Raw genomic sequence first — 20,714 nt, forward strand, 5'->3', positions numbered from 1 at the left:
ACGGAGCCATGCACTCCGTCGCGGCCCGCGCCCTGGTCGTGGTGATCGTTCTCGCCGTCTCGGTGGGCATCTACCTCGGCCGCTACCTGCGCGTGAACAGCTGGGACGTACAAGCCCCGCAGCGACTGCGGGCCACGCCGGCCGAGCACTTCGATTCGACAGCGGCAGTGGGTCGTTTCGCGTTCTTCTGCGTGACCCACACGATCTTCCTGTGCCTGATGTACGGCCTGATGGCGGGCCCGCTCGTCGACTCGATCACGAACGGCTGAGGCCGACCTCCCCGTTGGGCGACGCGGCCTCGGGCTCCAGCACCGGCATCAGAGATTCCCGCGCCATGGAGGCGAGAGTCCCGGCCTGCTGGATGATCTCGGCCAGCGCCGAGGTCACGCCCTGCGCCCCGTTGAGCACCGTGAACTGCCCGACATGCTCGAACGGCTTCGCCGCCGCGGCCACGATCTCGGGCAGGTGCTCGGCGATCTGCTGGGCGATCACCGCCTCCTGGTTCTTGCTCATCGCCTCGGCGCGCTGCTGGATGCCCGCCGCCTCGGCGGCCATCCGGGCGCGCACGGCGTCGGCCTCGGCGAGACCGCGCGCCTTGATCGCTTCCGCCTCGGCCTGACCGGTGAGCCGGGTCGCCTCGGCCTGCGCGGCCGCCCGCGCCTTGATCGATTCGGCTTCGGCGAGGGCCTGCAACTTCGTCTGCGCCGCAGCGGCTTCCGCGCGCAGCCGGGTCTCCTCGGCGTCCGCCTCGGCCTGGCTGATCCGGGCGTCGCGCGCCGCGGTGGCCAAGGTGGTCTGCTTGTAGGCCTCGGCGTCGGCCGGCTTGCGGACCTCCACCTGGAGCTGCTGTTCCTTCTGCTGCGCCTCGAGTTGCGCGACCTTGGTCGCCACCTCGACGACAGCCTGCCGGGCGGTCGCCTCGGCCAGCGGGCCCTGCTGCTGGGCGTCCTTGGTGGCCCGATCCACCTCGGCCTGATAACCGGCCTTCTTGATCTGGGTGTCGCGCATCGACAGCGCCACCTGCGCCTGCGCCGCCTGCTCCTGCGCGATGGCCTCGCGTTCGGCATTGGCGCGCGCGATGCGGGCGTGCTGCTCCACCTCCGCCTGATGCGGAATGGCCAGATTGGCGATGTAATTCGATTCGCTGGCGATGGACTGGATCTGGAACGAGTCGATCACCAGGCCGAAGGACTCCATCTCGTGCGAGCAGCGGTCCCGCACCTGCTCGGAGAACTTGTCCTGATCACTGATCATGTCCTCCACGGTCATCGAGCCCGCGATGGCGCGCAGATGACCGATGAACACGTTCTGCACCTTGGTCTCGAGCTCGTCGGTGGGCCGGTCCAGGAACCGCCGCGCCGCGTTGGCGATCGAGGTGTAGTCGTCGCCGACCTTGTACATGACCACGCCGGTGAGATGCAGACCGATCTTCTGCCGGCTCACGCACGGCACCACGATCTGGGATTCGTGCGCCTCCAGCGAGATTCGCCGCACCTTGGTCAATCCCGGCGCGACCAGGCACCCGCGCCCGGTGACGATCCGGAACCCCATGCTCTCCCCCGACCCGCCCGGCCCCGATCCGGCCCGGAAGCCCGAGATGATCAGCGCCTCATCGGGTTCGGCGACGCGCCACGCGAGCCGCAGCAACCCGATTCCGGCCAACAGAACGACGAACACCAACCCGACCAAACCAATGACCAGGATGTCCACGATGCACCTTCATTTCACGGGAACGACTTCGACGGTCCGGCCACCCAGACTGCCGACCACGAGCACCTGAGCGTGCTTGGGAATCGTCGACTCGCTGTCGGCGGCGCGCGCCAGGAACCGTTCGGACCCGGCCCGCACCTCGATCAACACCTCGCCGAGGTGGTCGGGGGTGATCGCGGCCGTCACCCGCGCGAACTTGCCGATCACATCCGCCGCCATCAACCCCACCCCCCGGAACCGCAGCTGTTCGACATCACAAACGCTAATCCCGCGCCGGGCACCCGGAAATTTCCTTTACGAAAAACTAACGGGTGCAACCGGTCAGCGGGCTCCGATACGCACCCTGCATGATGGGTTCATGCTCCCCACCGACCGCCTCGCTCAGGTAGACCGCCGTCCCGCCGTGATCGACACCCCGCTCGGGATCGTGGGGTTCGGCGTCACCGTCGGGTCGGAGCTGCTGCCCGCCGGTCCGAACACGCTGTGGCGCTTGCCGAACGGGTCGCATCTGCACCGATGGCGGCATCGGGACGCCACCGTCGACCTGCTGGTCGGGAGTATCGAGATGCCCGCCTGGGACGGGGGCGCGCCGGTCGCGCTGTGGGCCGGGATCTGGCAGGTGAAGGCGCACAGCGCGGTGCCGGGACTGGTGTTCACGGCCGAATTGACCGATCTGCCCGCGGGGACCACCAGCGGCCCGGACACCGGCGAGTGCCTCGCGGCGGTGAGCATCGAGAACGACCACTTCATGGTGTGCATCGGCGGCCCGGACTCGGAACTGCTGGCCCTGCAGGCCGAGGACGCGCGCCTCATGCCCGGCAGCTGGGCGCACCAGATCCACGCCGACGACCACGACACCGAATACGGTGTCCGCTACCGGGATCCGGCCCGGATCGAATGGCACCTGCCCGGCCTGGCCACCGACGAGGCCGCCCGCCTGTGCGTGGCCACGGCCTGGTGCCCGCGCGACGACGACCGTCCGGCAGCCTGGTTCGCCGTCGACATCCCCCTCGACACCGCCTACCTCCACCTCACCGCCGACCCGGCGGTCTGATTCGGCGGCGCAACCGCCATCATTCCGCCGGTCCGGCGCCATTACACGCCACGGCGGCCGGGAAGTGGCATCCTTGCGGGGTTCCCGCCCGACGACACCGCGCGCACCGAATCAGGAGCCACCCATGGCCGGACTCGTCCGCATCCGCCACGTCAAGCTGCCGGTCAGCGACCTGGCGCGCAGCGTCGCCTGGTACACCGACCTACTCGACCTGCGCCTGGCCGGGGAATTCCGCGAAGAGGGCGAACTGCGCGGCGCGCAGCTCATGCATCCGAGCGGATTCGGCATCGCGCTGCGCGAACGCGAATACTGCGCCGGGCAACCGGATCTCGGCGGCTTCGACGTCTTCGCGCTGGAAGTCGACTCCGTCGACGACCTGCACGCGTTCGCCGCCCGCGCCGACGAACTCGACTACACCCGCGGCGAGGTCTTCGACCGCGGCGAGTACGGCGCGGTCCTCGACCTCTTCGATCCCGACAACACGGTGGTCCAGCTGCTCGCCAACAATCCCTTCCACGCCGGGCGATTCCTCGGCGTGGACACCGACGGCAAGGGCGGATTCACCCGCTACGACCAGCCGACCCTGGAGTAATCGCGCGACTCCGGACCGGGACCGGCTCAGCCCAGGCGCTTGCGCACGAAGGCCGCGATCTCCTCGGTGGCCGCGGCCGCTTCCGGGGTATCCCGCATGATCACGTAGACGTGCGGCAGACCCTCCCCCAGTGTCAACGCCACCTCCACGCCCGCCTCACGCGCGGCGGCCGCGAAGCCCTCGGCATCGCTGAGCAGCAGTTCGGCCGTCCCGGCCTGGATCAGCACCGGAGGCAACCCGGTCAGATCCCCGAAAAGCGGTGAGGCCGAAGGAATCCGCGGATCCGCGCCGTCCAGATAGGTCGCGAAGATCCCGCGCAGCATGCCCGGCGTGAAGATCGCGTCCTGCCCGTCACGCTCGGTCATGGAGACCCCGGATCCGCTCATGTCCAACGCGGGCGAGAGCAGCACCGCCGCCGCGGGCAGCTCCGCCCCGGCATCGCGCAACTCCAGCAGCAGCGCCGCCACCAGATTGCCGCCCGACGAATCACCCGCCAGCACAATGGAACTCGCGGCGATGCCCTGGTCCTCGCGCACCCAGCGCCACAGCGCGCGGATGTCCTCGACCGGCGCCGGATACGGATACTCGGGCGTCAGCCGGTACTCCGGGAACAGCACCCGCGCCCCGGCCGCCCGGCCCAGCCGCGCCGCCAGCTCGCCGTGACTGTCGAGCGAGCCCAGCGTGAAACCGCCACCGTGCACATACACCAACACCCGGTCCGGCGAGGTGTCCGGCGCGTCCAGCCAGTACGCGGGGACGCCCGCCGCCGACACCGCGCTCACCCGAACATCATCGGGAACCTCGTACTTCCGGCCCGCGGGCAGGAAACCGGCCCGGAGTTCCGCCAGGGACAGCGGGGCATCGGGCCGGGCCGCCCGGCTCTGCTCGAACTGTTCGATGAACTCGCGCATCTCCGGGCTCGGCATCGCGATTTCCCTTTCCACTCCGGCTGTTTCGCTCTCCGGAGCGAAAACGGCAGCGTGACCGGAATTGTTCCGGGCGCCGGGAAACGACAGCGCCCCCGGTCCGTCGACCGGGGGCGCTGCACATCGTCGGATCAGGCCGTGCCGTTGGTGGCTTCCGGCTTGGACTCGTTGCGCGGCGACGCGTCGTCGTCCTCCTGCGCCGCGATCCCGTGCTCGGTGCCCTCGTCGGCTTCCTGATCCGCCTCCGGGTGCTCCGGGGAGAACTCGGTGGGCAGGTTCTTGATGTGCTTGTTCATGTTCCGGATGAGCAGGATGGTGCCCGCCAGCAACACCAGCACGATCACCAGGCCCAGCGGGGACGCCTTGCCGAACTCCGGGCCGGTGGGCGAATTGTTGGTCTGGGCGAGCAGGGTGAGCATCATCGGGCGTCGTCCTCGGTGTCGGCGTCGTCGATGCCCGCGAACAGGTCGGTCTCTGGGATCGCGGTCTTGACGCGGGTCTTGGCCAGCTCGAACTCCTCGGTCGGCCACAGCCGCTGCTGCATCTCCGTCGGCACCGCGAAGAAGGCGCCGTTGGGGTCGATCTGGGTGGCGTGGGCGCGCAGCGCGTCGTCCCGCGCCGGGAAGTACTTGGCGCACTCGACCTGGGTGGTCACCCGGGCCATGATGTCGCCGCGCTCGGCGGCGTACTTGCGCATCCGGTCCATCCACTCCTGCATGGGGAACGGTTCGCCGATGCGCTCGTACTCGGCGGCGAAGACCTCGAGCCGGGCCAGGCTGAAGCCGTGGTCGTAGTACAGCTTCAGCGGCGTCCAGGGCTCACCCGCGTCGGGGAACCGCTCCGGATCGCCGGCGGCCTCGAAGGCCGCGACCGACACCTGGTGGCACATGATGTGGTCCGGGTGCGGGTAGCCGCCCATCTCGTCATAGGTGGTGATGACGTGCGGCCGGAACTCGCGCACCACCCGCACCAGCGCCTCGGCGGCCTCCGCCAGCGGCACCAGCGCGAAGCAACCCTCGGGCAGCGGCGGCAGCGGATCACCTTCCGGCAGACCGGAATCCACGAAACCCAGCCAGGTCTGGCGGACGCCCAGCGCCTCGGCGGCGGCGGCCATCTCCTCGCGGCGGACCTCGGTGATGCGGTCCTTGATGCCGGGGGTGTCCATGGCGGGGTTCAGAATGTCGCCGCGCTCCCCGCCGGTGAGGGTGACGACCAGCACCTCGTTGCCTTCGGCAGCGTAGCGCGCGGTGGTGGCCGCGCCCTTGCTGGATTCGTCGTCGGGATGGGCGTGCACCGCCATGAGGCGAAGACCACTCACTTCTCGTTCACCTCACCGATCACGTTTTCACCTCGTAGCGTCGCGCTGCATCAACCGGCACGTGCCGAGTCCGGACACAGGCATCGGATATCCATTCCCTATAGTTCCATCCGATCGTTGTTTGTTCCGACCTACCCCCCGGGAGCGTCCCCGACATGAGCGAAAGACCGGCCGACAGGTACGGGATAAAGCCGCGGAAGAACCGCCGCTGGCTGCCCTGGGCCCTCGGACCGATCGTCCTCGTCGGCGGACTCGTGGTCGCCTACCTGGGCTTCCGCACCTACGGACCGCAGGACATCGAACCGGAACGCCTCGGCTACACCGTCGTCGACGACTCCACCGTCACCATCGAGTTCAAGGTGACCCGCAAGGATCCCGGCACCGCGGTCGCCTGCATCGTGCGCGCCATGGACGGCGACACCGACGAGGTCGGCCGCCGCGAGATCCTGGTTCCCGGCTCCGACGCCGGCACCGTCCGCATGGACACCACGATCAAGACCGCCCGCCGGGCCGGCGCGGCCAATGTGTACGGCTGCACCGAGCATGTGCCGGCCTATCTGCGCGCCGGGTGAAAAGTCGGGTATGCGACCCGCATTGACGCTTCTACCTGCGCATTTTCAAATCGTGCTAAAATGACGCGATACACGGTTCCGGCGTTCGGAGCCGTGTTTGCTGCATTGACGGCCGGCGCTGTCGGGACTCTCCCCAGGGATCGCTCTGGCTGTCCAGGGCTGCTGTGTGCCCATCTCCGGATGGGTTTCAGTAGCGGGCATCAGGGAATCCCGGCTTGCCGGGGACAACTACTAGGGAGTGATCGAGATGACTGAGACCGTGACTTGGCTGACCCCGGAGTCGCACGAGAGGCTCACGAGCGAACTCGGCGCGCTCATCGCCAACCGTCCCGTCATCGCGGCCGAAATCAACGAGCGCCGTGAAGAGGGCGACCTCAAGGAGAACGGCGGTTACCACGCGGCGCGTGAAGAGCAGGGCCAGCAGGAGGCGCGTATCCGCCAGCTGCAGGAACTGCTGAACAACGCCAAGGTCGGCGTCGCGCCCACCAAGTCCGGCGTCGCCCTGCCCGGCTCGGTCGTCAAGGTCTACTACGACGGCGACGAGTCCGACACCGAAACGTTCCTCATCGCCACCCGCGAAGAGGGCCTCGGCAGCGCCGACCTCGAGACCTACTCCCCCAACTCCCCGTTGGGCGGCGCCCTCATCGACGCCAAGGTCGGCGACACCCGCGAATACACCCTGCCCAACGGCAAGACCATGAAGGTGACCCTGGTCTCCGCGGAGCCGTACCACAGCTGACAAATGCTGTTATCGGCCGAAATGCAAGAGAAGCGCCGCACCGGAATCCGGTGCGGCGCTTCTTTGTGCTGGTGGGGTTCGGGGGCTTGGGCCCCCGGCGTCCCTGGAGGTTCGGGGGCGAAGCCCCCGAGAGCCCCTGAGAGTTAGGCCAGCGCCTGCTCGATGTCGGAGAGGAGGTCGCTGATGTCCTCGATGCCGACCGAGAGGCGGACCAGGTCGGCGGGGACCTCGAGGGCGGAGCCCTCGGTCGAGGCGTGGGTCATCGCGCCCGGGTGCTCGATCAGCGATTCCACGCCGCCGAGGGACTCGGCCAGGGTGAAGACCTTGGTCTTGGAGCAGAAGTCCAGCGCCGCTTCCTTGCCGCCGTGCACACGCACCGAGATCATGCCGCCGAAGCGGCGCATCTGCTTCTGCGCCACCGTGTGGCCCGGGTGCTCGGGCAGGCCGGGGTAGATGACCTGGGCGATCTTGGGGTGGTTGGCCAGGAACTCGGCGATGGTCTCGGCGTTGTCGCAGTGCCGGTCCATGCGCAGGGCCAGGGTCTTGATGCCGCGCAGGGTGAGGAAGGCGTCCATCGGGCCGGGGACCGCGCCCGCGCCGTTCTGCAGGAACGCGAACTTGGTGTCCAGCTCCTGGTCGTTGGTGATGAGCGCGCCGCCGACCACATCGGAGTGACCGCCCAGGTACTTGGTGGTCGAGTGCAGCACGATGTCCGCGCCCAGCAGCAGCGGCTGCTGCAGGTACGGGGAGGCGAAGGTGTTGTCCACGACCAGCTTCGCGCCGCCCGCGTGGGCGACCTCGGCCAGCGCCGCGATGTCACCGACGTTCAGCAGCGGGTTGGTGGGCGTCTCCACCCACACCAGCTTGGTATTGGGGCGCATCGCCGCGGCCACCGCGTCCACATCCGAGACCGGCGCGACCGAGTACTCGATGCCCCACTGGGTGAAGACCTTGTCGATGAGCCGGAAGGTGCCGCCGTAGGCGTCGTTCGGGATCACCATGTGGTCGCCGGGGCGCAGGTTGGCCCGGATCGCGCAGTCGGTGGCCGCCATACCGGAGGCGAAAGCCCGCCCGTAGGAGCCGGATTCGAGCGCGGCCAGATTGGCCTCCAGCGCGGTCCGGGTCGGGTTGCCGGTGCGCGCGTACTCGTAGCCGCCGCGCATGCCGCCGACCCCGTCCTGGGCGAAGGTCGAACTCGCGTAGATCGGCACGTTCACCGCACCGGTCTGAGGGTCCGGATCGAACCCGGCGTGCACCGCCCGTGTGGAGAAACCCAGCTGATCGCTCATGCGAACAGCCTAAGGACGCGGCCGGTCCGCCCCGCCCCCGGGTCGGTATCGGCGCGGCGTTGTGGGCGTCGCGCGGGCGGTCCTATCGTGGGCGCATGGTCACCGTAGACGAGCTGTTCGCCATCGACTCCCTGCTCAGTGACGAGGAACGCGCCATCCGCGAGACGGTGCGCGCGTTCGCGGCGGAACGGTTGCGGCCACGGGTGACCGAATGGTTCGAGGCGGGGACCTTCCCGGCGCGGGAACTGGCTCCGGAACTGGGCAAGCTGGGGCTGCTGGGGATGCATCTGGAGGGGTACGGGTGCGCGGGCACCTCGGCGACGGCGTACGGGCTGGCCTGCCTGGAGTTGGAGGCCGTCGACTCCGGGGTGCGCAGCATGGTGTCGGTGCAGGGGTCGCTGGCCATGACCGCCATCCACAAGTACGGGTCCGAGGAGCAGAAGCTGCGGTGGCTGCCGGAGATGGCGGCCGGGCGGGTGATCGGTTGCTTCGGGCTCACCGAACCCGACTTCGGATCCAATCCGGGCGGCATGCGGACGCGGGCGCGACGCGACGGGGACGACTGGATCCTCGACGGCTCGAAGATGTGGATCACCAACGGATCGGTGGCCGATATCGCCATCGTGTGGGCGCAGTCGCGCGAGGACGAGCGGGATGTGATCCGCGGGTTCGTGGTGCCCACGGACACACCGGGATTCAGCGCCCGCGAGATGAAACACAAACTGTCCCTGCGGGCTTCGATCACCGCGGAACTCGCTCTCGACGGCGTCCGGCTGCCCGCCGACGCCCAGCTGCCCGAGGCGCGGGGGCTGGCGGCGCCGCTGGGCTGCCTGTCGGAGGCGCGGTTCGGGATCATCTTCGGCGCGCTCGGCGCGGCCCGCGACTGCCTGTCCGCCGCGATCGAATACTCACGAACCCGGGAGGTTTTCGACAAGCCCCTCGCCGCCTACCAGCTCACCCAGGCCAAGCTCGCCGACATGGCGCTCGAGCTCGGCAAGGGCGAACTGCTGGCCGTGCACCTCGGACGGCTCAAGGACCGGCACGCGATCACAAATGAGCAGATCAGCGCGGGCAAGCTGAACAGCACCCGTGAAGCCATCGGGATCGCGCGCGAATGCCGGACCATCCTGGGCGCGAACGGCATCACCCTCGAGTACCCGGTGCTGCGGCACGCCAACAACCTGGAATCGGTGCTCACCTACGAGGGCACCGCGGAGGTGCACCAGCTGGTGCTGGGCGAGGCGCTGACCGGCTCGAAAGCCTTCCGCTGAGCGGGACTTCCGGATGAATGCGTGATATATCACACTCGATCCGCGCGCCGCGGGTGGGTTGCTAGCATCGCCGGGTGTTTGTGCCCGGCTCCGCTTTGCTCGTCGTCTCGGCGCGTAAGACCCTGAATCGACTGCAGCGCACCCACGGAGCCCCCGCCCTGGAAGCCTCCGCGGTCTTCCCCGGCGTCAGCGCGGTCATCGACCAGCACGCCGCCGCCATCCGCGACATCCTCGACCTGGGTGTGGACAACTCCAGCCTGGTCCCGGTCAGCGTGCTGCTCGCCGGATATGCCCGCGGCATCCTCGAGGACCTCCGTGAGGCCGAACAGGCCGCCCTCCCGCGCTCTCCCCTGGACTGGCAGGACGCCGACTGGCTGCATCTCCGCCTGGCCGCCGTCTGCTCGCTCGCCCGGGCCTCCTGAACCCCGAGACGAGATCAGGGAGCCGTCACGCGGGGAATCGACGAGATTCCACGCTGAGAGCTCCCTGATCCCGAAGACCGTCGGCTACATGTCGCCGCGATCCTGGTCGTCGTTCCGCGGCAGCCGCTCGCTCCGATCGGGGCGCTGCGCCGGGGGCGTCGGCTGATCGCTCTGGGGCGTCCGGCCGGATTGCGATGGCATCTGACCGCTCTGCGGTGACGGCATCTGACCGCTCTGCGGTGACGGCATCCAGCCGGTTCCGGGCGCCAGCATCTGACCGGACTGTTGCTGAGGCATCTGCCCGGTCTGCGGCGGAGGCATCTGCCCGGACTGTTGCTGGGGCATCTGACCAGGCTGTTGTGGAGGCATCTGACCGCCGCCCTGCCCGTACCCGCCCTGCTGATACCCCTGCTGTCCGTAACCCGTTGCACCACTGCCGGGTTCGGCCCATTTGCCCGGAGGCATCTGGCCCATGCCCTGGCCCGCCATGGTCGGCTGCTGCGCCATGGCGGCCCGTTGCGCGGCCATGGCCTCCTGGGCCTGACGCTGGCGCGCGGCGTCCTCGCGGCCGCGCTGATACGCCTGGGCGTGGCCCTTCACCTCGGGCATCTCGCCCTCGATGGCGTCCAGCCAGCCCGACCAGCGCTGCTGCATGGGCCGGATCAGACCGCCGCCGACGCCGACGACGAGGATGCCGCCCACGGTGGCCAGGACGGTGATGAGGATCGGCATGGTGACCGAGGTGCCGACACCGATCTGATTGAGCGCGGCGATGATGCCGATGCCCCAGATGAACACGGCCGCAATGCGTCCCAGCATGCGGCCGTAGTCGAGGCCGCTCAGCATGTTCGACACCATGTCCTGGACGACGCGGGCGATGGCGCCTGCGACGCAGACGATGATGATGCCCACGGCAAGTCGCGGCAGCCAGGCCACGACCGCGTTCAGCATGGTGCTCACCGGATTCGGGCCGAAGACGCCGAAGCCGAGTTGCAGGGTGATCAACAGGACCGCGTAGTACGCCAGCTTGGCGATGATGCCGGTGGCGTCGTAGCGGCCGCGGGCGAGCATCTGCTTGATGCCGCCGCGTTCGACCAGGCGATCGAAGCCGACTCGATGCAGGATTCGGGTCACCAGCCGGGCCACGAGTTTCGCCACGAACCAGCCGATGAGCAGGATGACCAGAAACCCGACGAATTTGGGCACCCAGGTGGCGATGGAACTCCACGCGTCGGAGAGCCCTCGCCCGATCTGGATATCGATAGCCGAACTCGAGGTGTGCATGACCCCGTCCCTTCGCTATCTGTTCCGGCCGGGTGCCGGAACTGCTCCACGGGGCCGTTATACGCCGAGTCGATCCTCGGATCCGGCTGTTTGCGAAAGTGTTGCCCAATCGGATCGGACAGCCGCCCAAATAGGACGAATGGCCCGCCCCTCATCGGGCGGGCCATCGTGGTGTCGTCGAGCGCCGGGGCGGTGGATCAGTACGCGCTGTTGACGTTGTCCATCGAGCCGTAGCGGTGCGCCGCGTAGTTGCAGGCGGCCACGATGTTGGCGACCGGATCCCAGACGTCGAACGGGGTGCCGTCGACGTGGTAGGCGGCGAAGGTCGGGTCGATCACCTGCAGCAGGCCCTTGGACGGGATGCCCATGGCGGCGTTCGAGTCGTACAGATTGATCGCCTGCGGGTTGCCGCTGGACTCCCGGATGATGTTGCGGAAGATGCCGTCGTAGCTGCCCGGAATGCCGCGCTGGGCCATGATGTCCAGCGCCTGGCGGATCCAGCCGTCCAGGTTGTCAGCGTAGACCGGCGGCGCGGGGGCCGGAGCCGGCTCGGGAGCGGGCGCCGGGGCCACCTCGGGCACCGGGGCCGGCATGGGGGCCGGGGCCGGAGCCGCGGCCGCGGCCGGGTGCTCGCCGGCCGACGCGAACTTGACGGCGGCGGCGGGCGCGGTGGCGGCGGCCAGGGTCTGCTTCAGCGCAGCGGGCTCGACGTCGCCGTTCGCGGCACCGGCGGCGGTGAAGATGGAGCCGAACACGCCGAGGGCGAGAGCGGCGGCACCGGCCGTCCGGGCGGTGGCAACTACCTTGCTACGTTTGGCAGGGTCACTGAGAGCAGACATAACATTCTTGGGCATGGCGAATTTGGATTCCTGTTCGGTTTCGGGCTCGCGGGCCTGAAATGGCAGCGCTTGGTCATGCGGGCGTCTACCGACGCTCACCTGCACACTGCGGGCTGTTGTGGATGCTGTTGTGAAACCCGTTACGGGTCAATGAAATTGGCGCCCTACCTAGAGGGCGGCAGCGAGGGTGACGGCCTCCCGGCCGTGAGCCTCAGCGCACCGATGTGGTGATCACGTTCCGCATGTGTGTTCACATCTCCTTGCGCCATCCAGACTTGCGGTCTGTTTCCGACAAGGTCACAGCTTGATTGCGCATAGTGAACGTAGCTTGAATCAAAGATGAACAGGAGATGAATCAGGTTCAGGTGCACGCCTTGGACCTGCATCAATACAAGCGCTGACCTGGTGATTCAATTAAAACCATTAAGTGTTTCGGATCACAGAACAATTTCGCCCTCCGATCGCGATCTACCGACATTTGGCATATTTCGCGGCGTTTCACCGGCTTTTCGGATGCCTTTGGTAACGGTCCAGCAAATCACAATAGTTACCTCAAATCACACACGTCACAACTCTCACGGCCGATAAAGACCCCGCAACGATGCACCGCGCGGATGAGGTCGGAACACATCATTCATCCAGGTCACCGAGGTGACGAGCCCTGTCCAGCCCCACCGATCCGGCCACCGGAATGCCGTTCGAGAAGGGTCTGGCGGCCCTCCTGGTTGGCCGACACGGTCGCCGCCCGGCTACGCCTGGACGAGGCCGACGGGCGGGTGGCCTTCCACGCCGCGCTGCTCGGGGCCGTCGGGGCGGGCACCTGAATCCCGTCCCGGTGGCGGCGTTCGCCGCCGAACCGGACACCGCGTGGGGCGTGCCGGACCAACCGGCCCCGCTGACGCGGTGGTGAGCGACTAGCCCGGGCTGCCCGGCGCGATCCGGTCGCCGAACCGGGATCATCTGTGCCGGTCTATGTCGATCGTGGTGGATCCGAAAGACCGCTATATGCTGAAACATTCGGCTCAGATGTCCGAAATCACCTTCGCCGCAGGAGAACTCGATGGCCTGACCGCTGTCGATCGGGCGGGCCTTGGCGCCGCCGCCCTGCTGCACGACCTCGGCCGCGCTGCCGTCTCGAGTTCGATCTGGGATCATCCCTGCCCGCTCGGCCCGGGCAGCCCGGAAAGAGTTCGGCTGCACAGCTATTGGACCGAACGGGTGCTGCGCCGCCGCCTCTGCCCGACCGACCTGGCCGAGGTCGCCGCCGGGCATCACGAACGGATCGACGGCAGCGGCCTACCACCGCGGCGTGCGCGTCCACGACCTGTCCACCGCGGCGCTGCCGGCGGCCGCCGACGTGTTCGCCGCCATGACCGAACCGCGCCCGCATCGGCCGACCCGAACCCAGCGAGGCCGCCGCACGCGGACCGGGGCCGCGGTCTTCGCCACGGAACCACGGGCTGCTGCCCGGCTGAGCCGGCCGCCGGTGATAGGCCGATCGACCGATATGGGCGGGGAGGGCCCGGACAGCGAACCGCCCGCCGGAACTTTCACGGTTCCGGCGGGCGGTGAGAACTTCGCGGTCGGCTAGACGAGAGCGTCGGTGCTCAGGAAGCCCAGCAGGTCGTGGCGGGTGATGACGCCGACCGGCTTGCCGTCATCGACCACCATCAGGGCGTCGGTGCTCTCGAGCAGCTTGGTCGCGGCCGAGACCAGCTCGCCCGCACCGATCAGCGGGAAGGCCGGGCTCATGTGCATGGAGACCGGGTCGGTGAGCTTGGCGCGGCCCTCGAACACGGCCGAGAGCAGATCGCGCTCGGTGACCGAGCCCGCCACCTCACCCGCCATCACCGGCGGCTCCGCGCCCACGACCGGCATCTGCGAGACGCCGTACTCGCGCAGGATCTCGATGGCGTCGCGCAGCGTCTCCTGCGGGTGGGTGTGCACCAGGTCCGGCAGCTCGCCGGACTTGCCGCGCAGCACATCGCCCACGTGCACCTCGCCGCCGGTGGTGCCGTCCAGGCGCGAGCGCAGGAAGCCGTAGGAGCTCATCCACTGGTCGTTGAAGATCTTCGACAGGTAGCCGCGGCCGCCGTCCGGCAGCAGCACGACCACGACGGCGTCCGGGTCGCGCTCGGCGACCTTGAGCGCCGCGACGACCGCCATGCCGCAGGAGCCGCCGACCAGCAGGCCCTCTTCGCGAGCGAGGCGACGGGTCATCTCGAAGGAGTCGGCGTCGGAGACGGCGATGATCTCGTCCGGGATGGCCGGGTCGTAGGCGGTCGGCCAGAAGTCCTCACCGACACCCTCGACCAGATACGGGCGACCCGTGCCGCCGGAGTAGACCGAGCCCTCCGGGTCCGCGCCGACGATCTTGACCTTGCCGCCGGAGATCTCCTTGAGGTAGCGGCCGGTGCCGGTGATGGTGCCGCCGGTGCCGACGCCCGCGACGAAGTGGGTGATCTTGCCCTCGGTGTCGCGCCAGATCTCGGGACCGGTGGTCTCGTAGTGCGATTCCGGGCCGCCCGGGTTGGAGTACTGGTCCGGCTTCCAGGCGCCCGGAATCTCCCGCACCAGGCGGTCGGAGACGTTGTAGTAGCTGTCCGGGTCCTCCGGCGCGACCGCGGTCGGGCAGACCACGACCTCGGCGCCGTAGGCGCGCAGCACGTTGCGCTTGTCCTCGCTGACCTTGTCCGGGCAGACGAACACGGTCTTGTAGCCGCGCTGCTGCGCGACCAGGGCCAGGCCCACACCGGTATTGCCGGAGGTCGGTTCGACGATCGTGCCGCCGGGCTTCAGCAGCCCGGCCTTCTCGGCGGCGTCGATCATCTTGACGGCGATGCGGTCCTTCGAGCTGCCGCCCGGGTTGAGGTACTCGACCTTCGCCGCCACCAGTCCCGAGTTCGGCCCCACCACGGAGTTCAACCGGACGAGCGGGGTGTTTCCGATCAGATCGACGACATGGTTAGCGATGCGCATACCCATCATCGTTGCAGAAAGGAGATGCGGGCCTTCGCGCACGTCGGCGATATCACGCTTGCCGGAAATTACCATCGCCCCATGAGGATGCCGACGAGCTTGGCCGCCGCCTCCCTGCTGACCGTTCTCGGCAGCACGACCATGATCATCTCCGCCGCTCCCGCCACCGCCGCAACCATCGAGTTTCCGCAGGTCCCGAGCATGTACCACGATGCGATGCTGTGCGGCGGCCCGATTCGATCCTGGGCCGACACCAGCCCGCAGTGGCCCGGCCGGGCGATCTTGAGCGTGCAGGCGCTGCCGGTCGCCGGGTTCGATCCGGGCGAGTTCTCCTTCGCTCCGATGTGTGAGACCACCGCCACCGTCGCCTGGCGCAACATGAACACCGGCGCCGCCGGCGAATATCGAGTTCCCGTCCTCGCGGGCTTCTACGGCAGCGAGCACTACGCGTTGTTCCAGGACACCGGACCCGGCCACATCGTCGTGACCGTCTACACCGACATGGCGAACATCCCGTCCCACAGCGCTTTTGATGTCCCCTCCTGAACGCGAACGTGCCCTACCTCTTCTCGACTCGTGCCGCGCTGCCGCAGGCAGCGCGGCACGAGAACCAAGCGAGTGCGATTTCCCACAGACCAGTGGATGGGATACCGGCATACCGGATGTAGGACACGAAACACACCCGTCGTAAATTCGAAGAGGATCACCCCAGCAAAAAAGGAGTCCTCATGGCTGAGGCCGTCATCGTTTCGTACGCCCGCTCGCCGATCGGCCGCGCCGGCAAGGGTTCTCTGGTGAGCATGCGACCGGACGATCTGGCCGCGCAGATGGTGCAGGCCGCCCTGGACAAGGTGCCGGGCCTCGACGTCAACGATGTCAACGACCTGCTGCTGGGCTGCGGCCAGCCCGCCGGTTACGCCGGTTTCAACATCGCGCGCTCGGTCGCCGTGCAGCTCGGCTACGACTCCCTGCCGGGCGTCACCGTCAACCGCTACTGCTCCTCCTCGCTGATGACCACCCGCATGGCGTTCCACGCCATCAAGGCGGGCGAGGGCGACGTGTTCATCTCGGCCGGTGTCGAGACCGTCTCCAACTTCCCGAAGGGCACCGCGGACGGCTGGCCGGACAGCCACAACCCGCGCTTCGCCGACGCCGAGGCCCGCACTCAGGCGACCAAGGCCTCCAACGCCACCTGGACCGACCCGCGCGCCGAGGGCCTGCTCCCGGACGTCTACATCGCCATGGGTGAGACCGCCGAGAACGTCGCCACCTTCACCGGCATCTCCCGCGAGGACCAGGACCACTGGGGCGTGCGTTCGCAGAACCGCGCCGAGGAGGCCATCAAGGCCGGCTTCTTCGAGCGTGAGATCACCCCGGTCACCCTGCCCGACGGCACCGTCGTCACCACCGACGACGGCCCCCGCGCCGGCACCTCGTACGAGAAGATCTCGCAGCTGAAGCCGGTCTTCCGCGAGAACGGCACCATCACCGCCGGTAACGCCTGTCCGCTGAACGACGGTGCGGCGGCGCTGGTCGTCATGTCCGACACCAAGGCCAAGGCGCTGGGCCTGACCCCGCTGGCCCGCGTCGTGGCCACCGGCGTCTCCGGCCTGTCGCCCGAGGTCATGGGTCTGGGCCCGATCGAGGCCGTGCGCAACACCCTGAAGAACGCGAACATGACCATCAACGACCTCGACCTGTACGAGATCAACGAGGCCTTCGCCGTTCAGGTCCTGGGTTCGGCCCGCGAGCTGAACATGGACGAGGACAAGCTGAACGTGTCCGGTGGCGCCATCGCCCTCGGCCACCCGTTCGGTATGACCGGCGCCCGCATCACCGCGACCCTCATCAACAACCTGCAGACCCACGACAAGCAGTTCGGTCTGGAGACCATGTGCGTCGGTGGCGGCCAGGGTATGGCGATGATCATCGAGCGCCTGAGCTGATAACTCGGCACTGACGCGGGCCGCTCGACCTCCCGGTCGGGCGGCCCGTTTCGTTTCCCGGGGCCGGGCCCGCGGTATTACCTGGCAGGTAATCGACTTCGTTCCGCGTAGGCGGAAACATCAAGGGCAGCACAGCAATCCGATCGAGGAGCTCGAAATGCCCGGTTACGCCATCGCCAATCTGTGGGACGTGGACCTCAACGCCGAGATCGTGGAATACCTGGAGCGCATCGACTCCACGCTGGAACCGTTCGGCGGCAAGTTCATCGTCCACGGCGGCACCCAGCGGGTCATCGAGGGCCCGGCCACCGCGATCGCCATCGTCATCGAATTCCCTGACCACCAGTCCGTTCTCGCCTGGTACGAGTCGGACGCCTATCAGGCGATCCTGCCGCTGCGCGTGCGGAACTGCTCCAGCATCGCGATCCTCGCCGACTACTGCGGCGCGGATCACGTCGCCACCGACGTGCTGAAGGAGGTGGTGACCAACGAGTGAAGCTGTTCTCAGGCTTGGCTACACAGCAGTGGGCGGGCACCGGATTCCCGATGCCCGCCCACTCGCGTATTCAGCTGTCCGTCAGCCCTTCCGGATTACCGGTCTTGGAAGTAGCTCAGCAGGCGCAGGATCTCGAGGTACAGCCAGACCAGGGTGACGGTCAGGCCGAACGCCACGCCCCAGGCCGCCTTCTCCGGAGCCTGGGCCCGGATGAGCTGGTCGGCGGCGTCGAAGTCCAGCAGGAAGCTGAAGGCCGCGACACCGATGACCACGAGGCTGAAGACGATGGCCAGCGGGCCGCCGTCACGCAGGCCGAAGCCGCCCGAGGTGAAGAAACCGGCGACCAGGTTGCCGAGCATGAGCACCAGGATGCCGATCATGGCGCCGACGATCATGCGGGTGAAGCGCGGGGTGACGCGGATCGCGCCGGTCTTGTAGACCACGAGCATGCCGAAGAACACGCCGAAGGTGCCGAGTACCGCCTGCGCGATCAGGCCCGAGCCGCCGACGCCGCCGATCTCGACATTGGTGAACAGGAACGAGAACGAGCCCAGCAGCAGGCCTTCCAGCGCCGCGTAGCTGAGCACCAGCGCCGGGTTGTCCTGCTTGCGGCCGAAGGTCATGATCATGGCGAGCGCGAAGCCGCCGAGACCGCCGACCAGCAGGAACAGCATGGCGAGGCCGTGGTTGGCCGAAGTGAGCGCGTAGGACAGGATCGCCGTCAGGGTGACCACGCCGAGGGTGATGCCGGTCTTCTGGACGACATCGTCGATGGTCATCGGACGGGTGGTGGGCACGGCCGGCTGGTAGGGCTGCTGGTACCCGCCCGGGTACTGCGGCGGCTGCTGGCCGTAGGGGTTGCTGGGGAACTGTCCGGCTCCAGGCGCCGAGCCGAAGCCGGCATAGCCGCCCTGCTGCGGCTGCAAGTTCCGGAAGACCGGGTTGGATGTGGAGCGCATTTCCGTGCGTCCCTTTCTGGAGTCGCGGCTCACGTCGGTCGTGGCCAGTGAAGCTACTCGTCCAACGCGTGATGGGGGCCCGGAGTTCCCGAACCCCACAGATCGGACTGAACGGACTTTACCTCAGCTTTACCGAAGGATCAGGTCAGTTGACCCATCACACGAGTGGCGATCAGCTCCAGGTGGTCCAGATCCGACAGGTCCAGCACCTGCAGGTAGACCCGGCGCGTCCCAGCGATCTCCGCGTAGCGGCCGAGCTTGTCGACCACTTCGTCCGGGCTGCCTGCCAGGCCGTTGGCCCGCAGCTCGTCCACCTCGCGCCCGATGGCGGCCGCGCGCCGCGCCACCTCCGCATCGGTCGCGCCGACACAGGCGACCAGGGCGTTGGAGAAGGTGATGTCCGCGGGATCGCGGCCGATGTCCTTGGCCGCTATGCGGACCCGATCGAACTGCTCGGCGCTGGCCTCGGCGGACTGGAACGGCACATTGAACTCGGTCGCGTACCGCGCGGCCAGGCGCGGGGTCCGCTTGGCGCCCATACCGCCGATGATGACCGGGACACGGTCCTGCGCGGGCTTGGGCAGCGCCGGGGAATCGGTGAGCGTGTAGTGCTCGCCCGCGAAGGAGAAGGTCTCCCCCACCGGCGTCGACCACAGGCCGGTGACGATGGCCAGCTGCTCCTCGAAGCGCGGGAACTTCTCGGCCGGGAACGGGATGCCGTAGGCGGCGTGTTCGGCCTCGAACCAGCCCGCGCCGAAACCGAATTCGACGCGGCCGCCGGACATGGCGTCGACCTGGGCCACCTCGATGGCCAGCACGCCCGGGTGCCGGAAGGTCGCCGAGGTGACCAGGGTGCCCAGCCGGATGCGGCTGGTCTCGCGGGCCAGCCCGGCCAGGGTGATCCAGGCGTCGGTGGGGCCGGGCAGGCCGTCCGCGTCGCCCATCTTCAGATAGTGGTCGGAGCGGAAGAAGGCGTCGTAGCCGAGGTCCTCGGCGGCCTTGGCGACCGTGCGCAGGGTGTCGTAGGACGCGCCCTGCTGGGGTTCGGTGAAGATTCGAAGATCGATTCGTCCCATGAACCCTATTGTTCGGCGTCGCGCAGACCGCACACCGACCGGGTCACAGTGAACTTGCGATTGCGGCCCATCACATCGGTTCTGCCGACCATGCGCTCCATGACGCTGCGGTAGTTCAGGTGCGTGTTGTAGACGGTCCAGAGTTCGCCGCCGGGGCGCAGGACGCGGCCGGTCTGCTGGAACATCTTGATGGCCGAACCGGTGTGCACGGCCGCGCCGATGTGGAACGGCGGATTGCACAGCACCAGGTCGGCGCTGTTGTCGGGGGCGCTGGACATGGCGTCGTCGCGCAGCACGGTGACCCGGTCGGCGACATCGTTGGCGGCGACGGTGGCGCGGGTGGAGGCGATGGCGGCGGCGGACTGGTCGGTCGCTGTCACCCGGATGCCGGGGCGGGCCTTGGCCAGGGCGACCGCGAGAATGCCGGTGCCACAACCCAGGTCGATGGCGTCGCGGGCGTCGGGCTTCATCCGGCGCAGGTGGTCGAGCAGGAAGCGGGTGCCGATGTCCAGGCGCGGGCCGGAGAAGGCCGCGCCGTGCGCGACCACCTCCAGGTCCTGTTCGTCGAGGCGGTTGCGCACCGGAAAACGGGGTTCGCCAACGGGTTTGGGCTCGGCCGCGAGCAGGATGCGGGACTTCTGGCGGCCGCGGCTGGCGCGCACCGCGCCGAAGGATTCGGCGAGCACCTCGTTCATGGCCGGGGTCAGGTACTTGTCGCGGCCGCCGGCGAAGACCTCCACCTCGGGCAGCGCGAAACGCGCGATGGCGTCGGCGGTCTCGGCCAGGCCGGACAGGGCCCGCGGCAACCGCCACAGCACCACGCGTACATCCGTGAGGAGGTCCGGGCCCAATTCCTCGGTGGAATAGCGATCGGATAGTCCGACAATTCGGGCATTGTTGGCGAGCGCCAATTCTCCGGTCAGCAAATCCTGATGCACGCGCACACCACGCAGGTCGTGCGCGGCGATCGCGCCGAGCGTCAACGCGCCGTAGCCGTCGTCGATCACCGCCACCCGCTGGTCGCCCACGGCGGCCAGCGAATCGGCGGCGACATCCAGCATGAGCCGGTCAGCGGCATCGACCGCGTACAGGTTCACCGCTTCGACATCCGGATACCGGCGCAACCGGCGCAATACGTCCTCGACCTCAACCACACCTACAGTGTGCTAGATCATTGCCGGACCATTCCATTCGGCACCGTGGTGGCCTTTTTCCGAAATGGAATGAGCGGCGCGCAATTCC

The 20,714-nt window shown here is 68.3% G+C and carries 23 protein-coding genes and 1 pseudogene; 12 read left to right on the forward strand and 12 right to left on the reverse strand.

Features of this window, described 5'->3' with window-relative positions; genetic code table 11:
- Positions 1 to 8 precede the first annotated feature (8 nt).
- Positions 9 to 269: a DUF1361 domain-containing protein gene (locus ABZ412_RS13440; protein WP_357280167.1), complete on the forward strand. Its 261-nt coding sequence runs from the start codon at positions 9 to 11 to the stop codon at positions 267 to 269.
- On the opposite strand, the gene ABZ412_RS13445 is transcribed toward ABZ412_RS13440, so the two are convergent.
- Positions 256 to 1,710: an SPFH domain-containing protein gene (locus tag ABZ412_RS13445; protein WP_357280169.1), complete on the reverse strand. Its 1,455-nt coding sequence runs from the start codon at positions 1,708 to 1,710 to the stop codon at positions 256 to 258. The genes ABZ412_RS13440 and ABZ412_RS13445 overlap by 14 nt on opposite strands.
- A gap of 9 nt (positions 1,711 to 1,719) precedes the next feature.
- Positions 1,720 to 1,929, reverse strand: coding sequence for a hypothetical protein (locus tag ABZ412_RS13450; protein WP_357091767.1), 210 nt, complete (start codon positions 1,927 to 1,929; stop codon positions 1,720 to 1,722).
- 139 nt (positions 1,930 to 2,068) lie between these two features.
- Here ABZ412_RS13450 and ABZ412_RS13455 point away from each other — a divergent pair, with 139 nt between their 5' ends.
- A complete protein-coding gene (locus tag ABZ412_RS13455) occupies positions 2,069 to 2,764 on the forward strand; it encodes a hypothetical protein (protein ID WP_357280171.1) in 696 nt (231 codons plus the stop codon).
- A gap of 124 nt (positions 2,765 to 2,888) precedes the next feature.
- Complete coding sequence (locus tag ABZ412_RS13460; RefSeq protein ID WP_357280173.1) at positions 2,889 to 3,356, forward strand: VOC family protein; 468 nt, start codon at positions 2,889 to 2,891, stop codon at positions 3,354 to 3,356.
- Between the two features lie 26 nt (positions 3,357 to 3,382).
- Here the strand turns inward: ABZ412_RS13460 and ABZ412_RS13465 are convergent, their stop codons facing one another.
- From ABZ412_RS13465 to mca, 3 genes are all read right to left on the reverse strand, one after another.
- Positions 3,383 to 4,282, reverse strand: a complete 900-nt coding sequence (locus ABZ412_RS13465) for an alpha/beta hydrolase (protein WP_357280175.1) — start codon at positions 4,280 to 4,282, stop codon at positions 3,383 to 3,385.
- Positions 4,283 to 4,413: 131 nt separating this feature from the next.
- Positions 4,414 to 4,701 carry a hypothetical protein gene (locus ABZ412_RS13470; RefSeq protein WP_357280832.1) on the reverse strand — a complete coding sequence of 96 codons (288 nt, stop codon included), beginning with the start codon at positions 4,699 to 4,701 and terminating at the stop codon, positions 4,414 to 4,416.
- A complete protein-coding gene (gene mca, locus ABZ412_RS13475) occupies positions 4,701 to 5,582 on the reverse strand; it encodes a mycothiol conjugate amidase Mca (protein ID WP_357280833.1) in 882 nt (293 codons plus the stop codon). The genes ABZ412_RS13470 and mca overlap by 1 nt, the downstream gene beginning before the upstream one ends.
- 173 nt (positions 5,583 to 5,755) lie before the next feature.
- Here mca and ABZ412_RS13480 point away from each other — a divergent pair, with 173 nt between their 5' ends.
- Both ABZ412_RS13480 and greA read left to right on the forward strand, forming a co-directional pair.
- A complete protein-coding gene (locus ABZ412_RS13480; RefSeq protein WP_357280177.1) occupies positions 5,756 to 6,172 on the forward strand; it encodes a DUF4307 domain-containing protein in 417 nt (138 codons plus the stop codon).
- Positions 6,173 to 6,419: 247 nt separating this feature from the next.
- On the forward strand, positions 6,420 to 6,911 hold the full coding sequence (gene greA / locus ABZ412_RS13485; protein WP_357280179.1) for a transcription elongation factor GreA: 492 nt from the start codon (positions 6,420 to 6,422) through the stop codon (positions 6,909 to 6,911).
- A gap of 143 nt (positions 6,912 to 7,054) precedes the next feature.
- On the opposite strand, the gene ABZ412_RS13490 is transcribed toward greA, so the two are convergent.
- On the reverse strand, positions 7,055 to 8,200 hold the full coding sequence (locus ABZ412_RS13490) for a cystathionine gamma-synthase (protein ID WP_357280181.1): 1,146 nt from the start codon (positions 8,198 to 8,200) through the stop codon (positions 7,055 to 7,057).
- Between the two features lie 95 nt (positions 8,201 to 8,295).
- Between ABZ412_RS13490 and ABZ412_RS13495 the strand changes: the two genes are divergently transcribed.
- Both ABZ412_RS13495 and ABZ412_RS13500 read left to right on the forward strand, forming a co-directional pair.
- Entirely contained in the window at positions 8,296 to 9,471 is a 1,176-nt protein-coding gene (locus ABZ412_RS13495; protein ID WP_357280183.1) for an acyl-CoA dehydrogenase family protein, read from the forward strand.
- A gap of 74 nt (positions 9,472 to 9,545) precedes the next feature.
- Positions 9,546 to 9,893 carry a DUF6401 family natural product biosynthesis protein gene (locus tag ABZ412_RS13500; RefSeq protein ID WP_357280185.1) on the forward strand — a complete coding sequence of 116 codons (348 nt, stop codon included), beginning with the start codon at positions 9,546 to 9,548 and terminating at the stop codon, positions 9,891 to 9,893.
- An 84-nt stretch (positions 9,894 to 9,977) separates the two neighbouring features.
- On the opposite strand, the gene ABZ412_RS13505 is transcribed toward ABZ412_RS13500, so the two are convergent.
- Together ABZ412_RS13505 and ABZ412_RS13510 are read right to left on the reverse strand one after the other, a co-directional pair.
- Positions 9,978 to 11,177, reverse strand: a complete 1,200-nt coding sequence (locus tag ABZ412_RS13505; protein ID WP_357280187.1) for a hypothetical protein — start codon at positions 11,175 to 11,177, stop codon at positions 9,978 to 9,980.
- A gap of 197 nt (positions 11,178 to 11,374) precedes the next feature.
- Positions 11,375 to 12,016 (reverse strand): transglycosylase SLT domain-containing protein, encoded by a 642-nt coding sequence (locus ABZ412_RS13510; RefSeq protein ID WP_357280189.1) that lies wholly within the window; start codon positions 12,014 to 12,016, stop codon positions 11,375 to 11,377.
- A 972-nt stretch (positions 12,017 to 12,988) separates the two neighbouring features.
- On the opposite strand from ABZ412_RS13510, the pseudogene ABZ412_RS13515 reads away from it, so the two are divergent.
- Both ABZ412_RS13515 and ABZ412_RS13520 read left to right on the forward strand, forming a co-directional pair.
- Positions 12,989 to 13,312, forward strand: a pseudogene (locus tag ABZ412_RS13515) (HD domain-containing phosphohydrolase); the annotation flags it as partial.
- A 13-nt stretch (positions 13,313 to 13,325) separates the two neighbouring features.
- The gene (locus ABZ412_RS13520; RefSeq protein WP_357280885.1) at positions 13,326 to 13,607 is read left to right on the forward strand and encodes a hypothetical protein; all 282 of its coding nucleotides are present in this window, start codon (positions 13,326 to 13,328) and stop codon (positions 13,605 to 13,607) included.
- Here ABZ412_RS13520 and ABZ412_RS13525 read toward each other — a convergent pair.
- Complete coding sequence (locus ABZ412_RS13525; protein WP_357091799.1) at positions 13,604 to 14,995, reverse strand: cystathionine beta-synthase; 1,392 nt, start codon at positions 14,993 to 14,995, stop codon at positions 13,604 to 13,606. The two genes, ABZ412_RS13520 and ABZ412_RS13525, sit on opposite strands and share 4 nt — an antisense overlap.
- 81 nt (positions 14,996 to 15,076) lie before the next feature.
- Between ABZ412_RS13525 and ABZ412_RS13530 the strand changes: the two genes are divergently transcribed.
- The 3 genes from ABZ412_RS13530 (at position 15,077) to ABZ412_RS13540 (ending at position 17,437) form a co-directional block, all read left to right on the forward strand.
- Positions 15,077 to 15,541, forward strand: a complete 465-nt coding sequence (locus tag ABZ412_RS13530; RefSeq protein WP_357280191.1) for a hypothetical protein — start codon at positions 15,077 to 15,079, stop codon at positions 15,539 to 15,541.
- 182 nt (positions 15,542 to 15,723) lie between these two features.
- Positions 15,724 to 16,941, forward strand: a complete 1,218-nt coding sequence (locus ABZ412_RS13535; RefSeq protein WP_357280193.1) for an acetyl-CoA C-acetyltransferase — start codon at positions 15,724 to 15,726, stop codon at positions 16,939 to 16,941.
- A 157-nt stretch (positions 16,942 to 17,098) separates the two neighbouring features.
- Positions 17,099 to 17,437 (forward strand): DUF1330 domain-containing protein, encoded by a 339-nt coding sequence (locus ABZ412_RS13540; RefSeq protein ID WP_357280195.1) that lies wholly within the window; start codon positions 17,099 to 17,101, stop codon positions 17,435 to 17,437.
- 95 nt (positions 17,438 to 17,532) lie between these two features.
- Here ABZ412_RS13540 and ABZ412_RS13545 read toward each other — a convergent pair whose 3' ends face one another.
- The 3 genes from ABZ412_RS13545 to ABZ412_RS13555 all read right to left on the reverse strand — a co-directional run bounded on the left by ABZ412_RS13545 (position 17,533) and on the right by ABZ412_RS13555 (position 20,626).
- Positions 17,533 to 18,396 carry a Bax inhibitor-1/YccA family protein gene (locus tag ABZ412_RS13545; RefSeq protein WP_357091810.1) on the reverse strand — a complete coding sequence of 288 codons (864 nt, stop codon included), beginning with the start codon at positions 18,394 to 18,396 and terminating at the stop codon, positions 17,533 to 17,535.
- Positions 18,397 to 18,536: 140 nt separating this feature from the next.
- Positions 18,537 to 19,463: an LLM class F420-dependent oxidoreductase gene (locus ABZ412_RS13550; protein WP_357280836.1), complete on the reverse strand. Its 927-nt coding sequence runs from the start codon at positions 19,461 to 19,463 to the stop codon at positions 18,537 to 18,539.
- A gap of 14 nt (positions 19,464 to 19,477) precedes the next feature.
- Entirely contained in the window at positions 19,478 to 20,626 is a 1,149-nt protein-coding gene (locus ABZ412_RS13555; RefSeq protein WP_357280197.1) for a methyltransferase, read from the reverse strand.
- Between the last annotated feature and the right edge of the window lie 88 nt (positions 20,627 to 20,714).

This window comes from Nocardia sp. NPDC005746 (assembly GCF_040630785.1).
GTDB lineage: Bacteria > Actinomycetota > Actinomycetes > Mycobacteriales > Mycobacteriaceae > Nocardia.

Bases quoted from the DNA above. Each gene is read 5' to 3' on its own strand.
- ABZ412_RS13440 (WP_357280167.1), top strand. From the start codon at position 9: ATGCACTCCGTCGCGGCCCGCGCCCTGGTCGTGGTGATCGTTCTCGCC.
- ABZ412_RS13535 (WP_357280193.1), top strand. From the start codon at position 15,724: ATGGCTGAGGCCGTCATCGTTTCGTACGCCCGCTCGCCGATCGGCCGC.
- ABZ412_RS13450 (WP_357091767.1), bottom strand. From the start codon at position 1,929: ATGGCGGCGGATGTGATCGGCAAGTTCGCGCGGGTGACGGCCGCGATC.
- ABZ412_RS13455 (WP_357280171.1), top strand. From the start codon at position 2,069: ATGCTCCCCACCGACCGCCTCGCTCAGGTAGACCGCCGTCCCGCCGTG.
- ABZ412_RS13540 (WP_357280195.1), top strand. From the start codon at position 17,099: ATGCCCGGTTACGCCATCGCCAATCTGTGGGACGTGGACCTCAACGCC.
- ABZ412_RS13545 (WP_357091810.1), bottom strand. From the start codon at position 18,396: ATGCGCTCCACATCCAACCCGGTCTTCCGGAACTTGCAGCCGCAGCAG.
- ABZ412_RS13510 (WP_357280189.1), bottom strand. From the start codon at position 12,016: ATGTCTGCTCTCAGTGACCCTGCCAAACGTAGCAAGGTAGTTGCCACC.
- ABZ412_RS13505 (WP_357280187.1), bottom strand. From the start codon at position 11,177: ATGCACACCTCGAGTTCGGCTATCGATATCCAGATCGGGCGAGGGCTC.
- mca (WP_357280833.1), bottom strand. From the start codon at position 5,582: ATGGCGGTGCACGCCCATCCCGACGACGAATCCAGCAAGGGCGCGGCC.
- ABZ412_RS13495 (WP_357280183.1), top strand. From the start codon at position 8,296: ATGGTCACCGTAGACGAGCTGTTCGCCATCGACTCCCTGCTCAGTGAC.
- ABZ412_RS13530 (WP_357280191.1), top strand. From the start codon at position 15,077: ATGAGGATGCCGACGAGCTTGGCCGCCGCCTCCCTGCTGACCGTTCTC.
- ABZ412_RS13525 (WP_357091799.1), bottom strand. From the start codon at position 14,995: ATGCGCATCGCTAACCATGTCGTCGATCTGATCGGAAACACCCCGCTC.
- ABZ412_RS13490 (WP_357280181.1), bottom strand. From the start codon at position 8,200: ATGAGCGATCAGCTGGGTTTCTCCACACGGGCGGTGCACGCCGGGTTC.
- ABZ412_RS13465 (WP_357280175.1), bottom strand. From the start codon at position 4,282: ATGCCGAGCCCGGAGATGCGCGAGTTCATCGAACAGTTCGAGCAGAGC.
- ABZ412_RS13460 (WP_357280173.1), top strand. From the start codon at position 2,889: ATGGCCGGACTCGTCCGCATCCGCCACGTCAAGCTGCCGGTCAGCGAC.
- ABZ412_RS13470 (WP_357280832.1), bottom strand. From the start codon at position 4,701: ATGCTCACCCTGCTCGCCCAGACCAACAATTCGCCCACCGGCCCGGAG.
- greA (WP_357280179.1), top strand. From the start codon at position 6,420: ATGACTGAGACCGTGACTTGGCTGACCCCGGAGTCGCACGAGAGGCTC.
- ABZ412_RS13480 (WP_357280177.1), top strand. From the start codon at position 5,756: ATGAGCGAAAGACCGGCCGACAGGTACGGGATAAAGCCGCGGAAGAAC.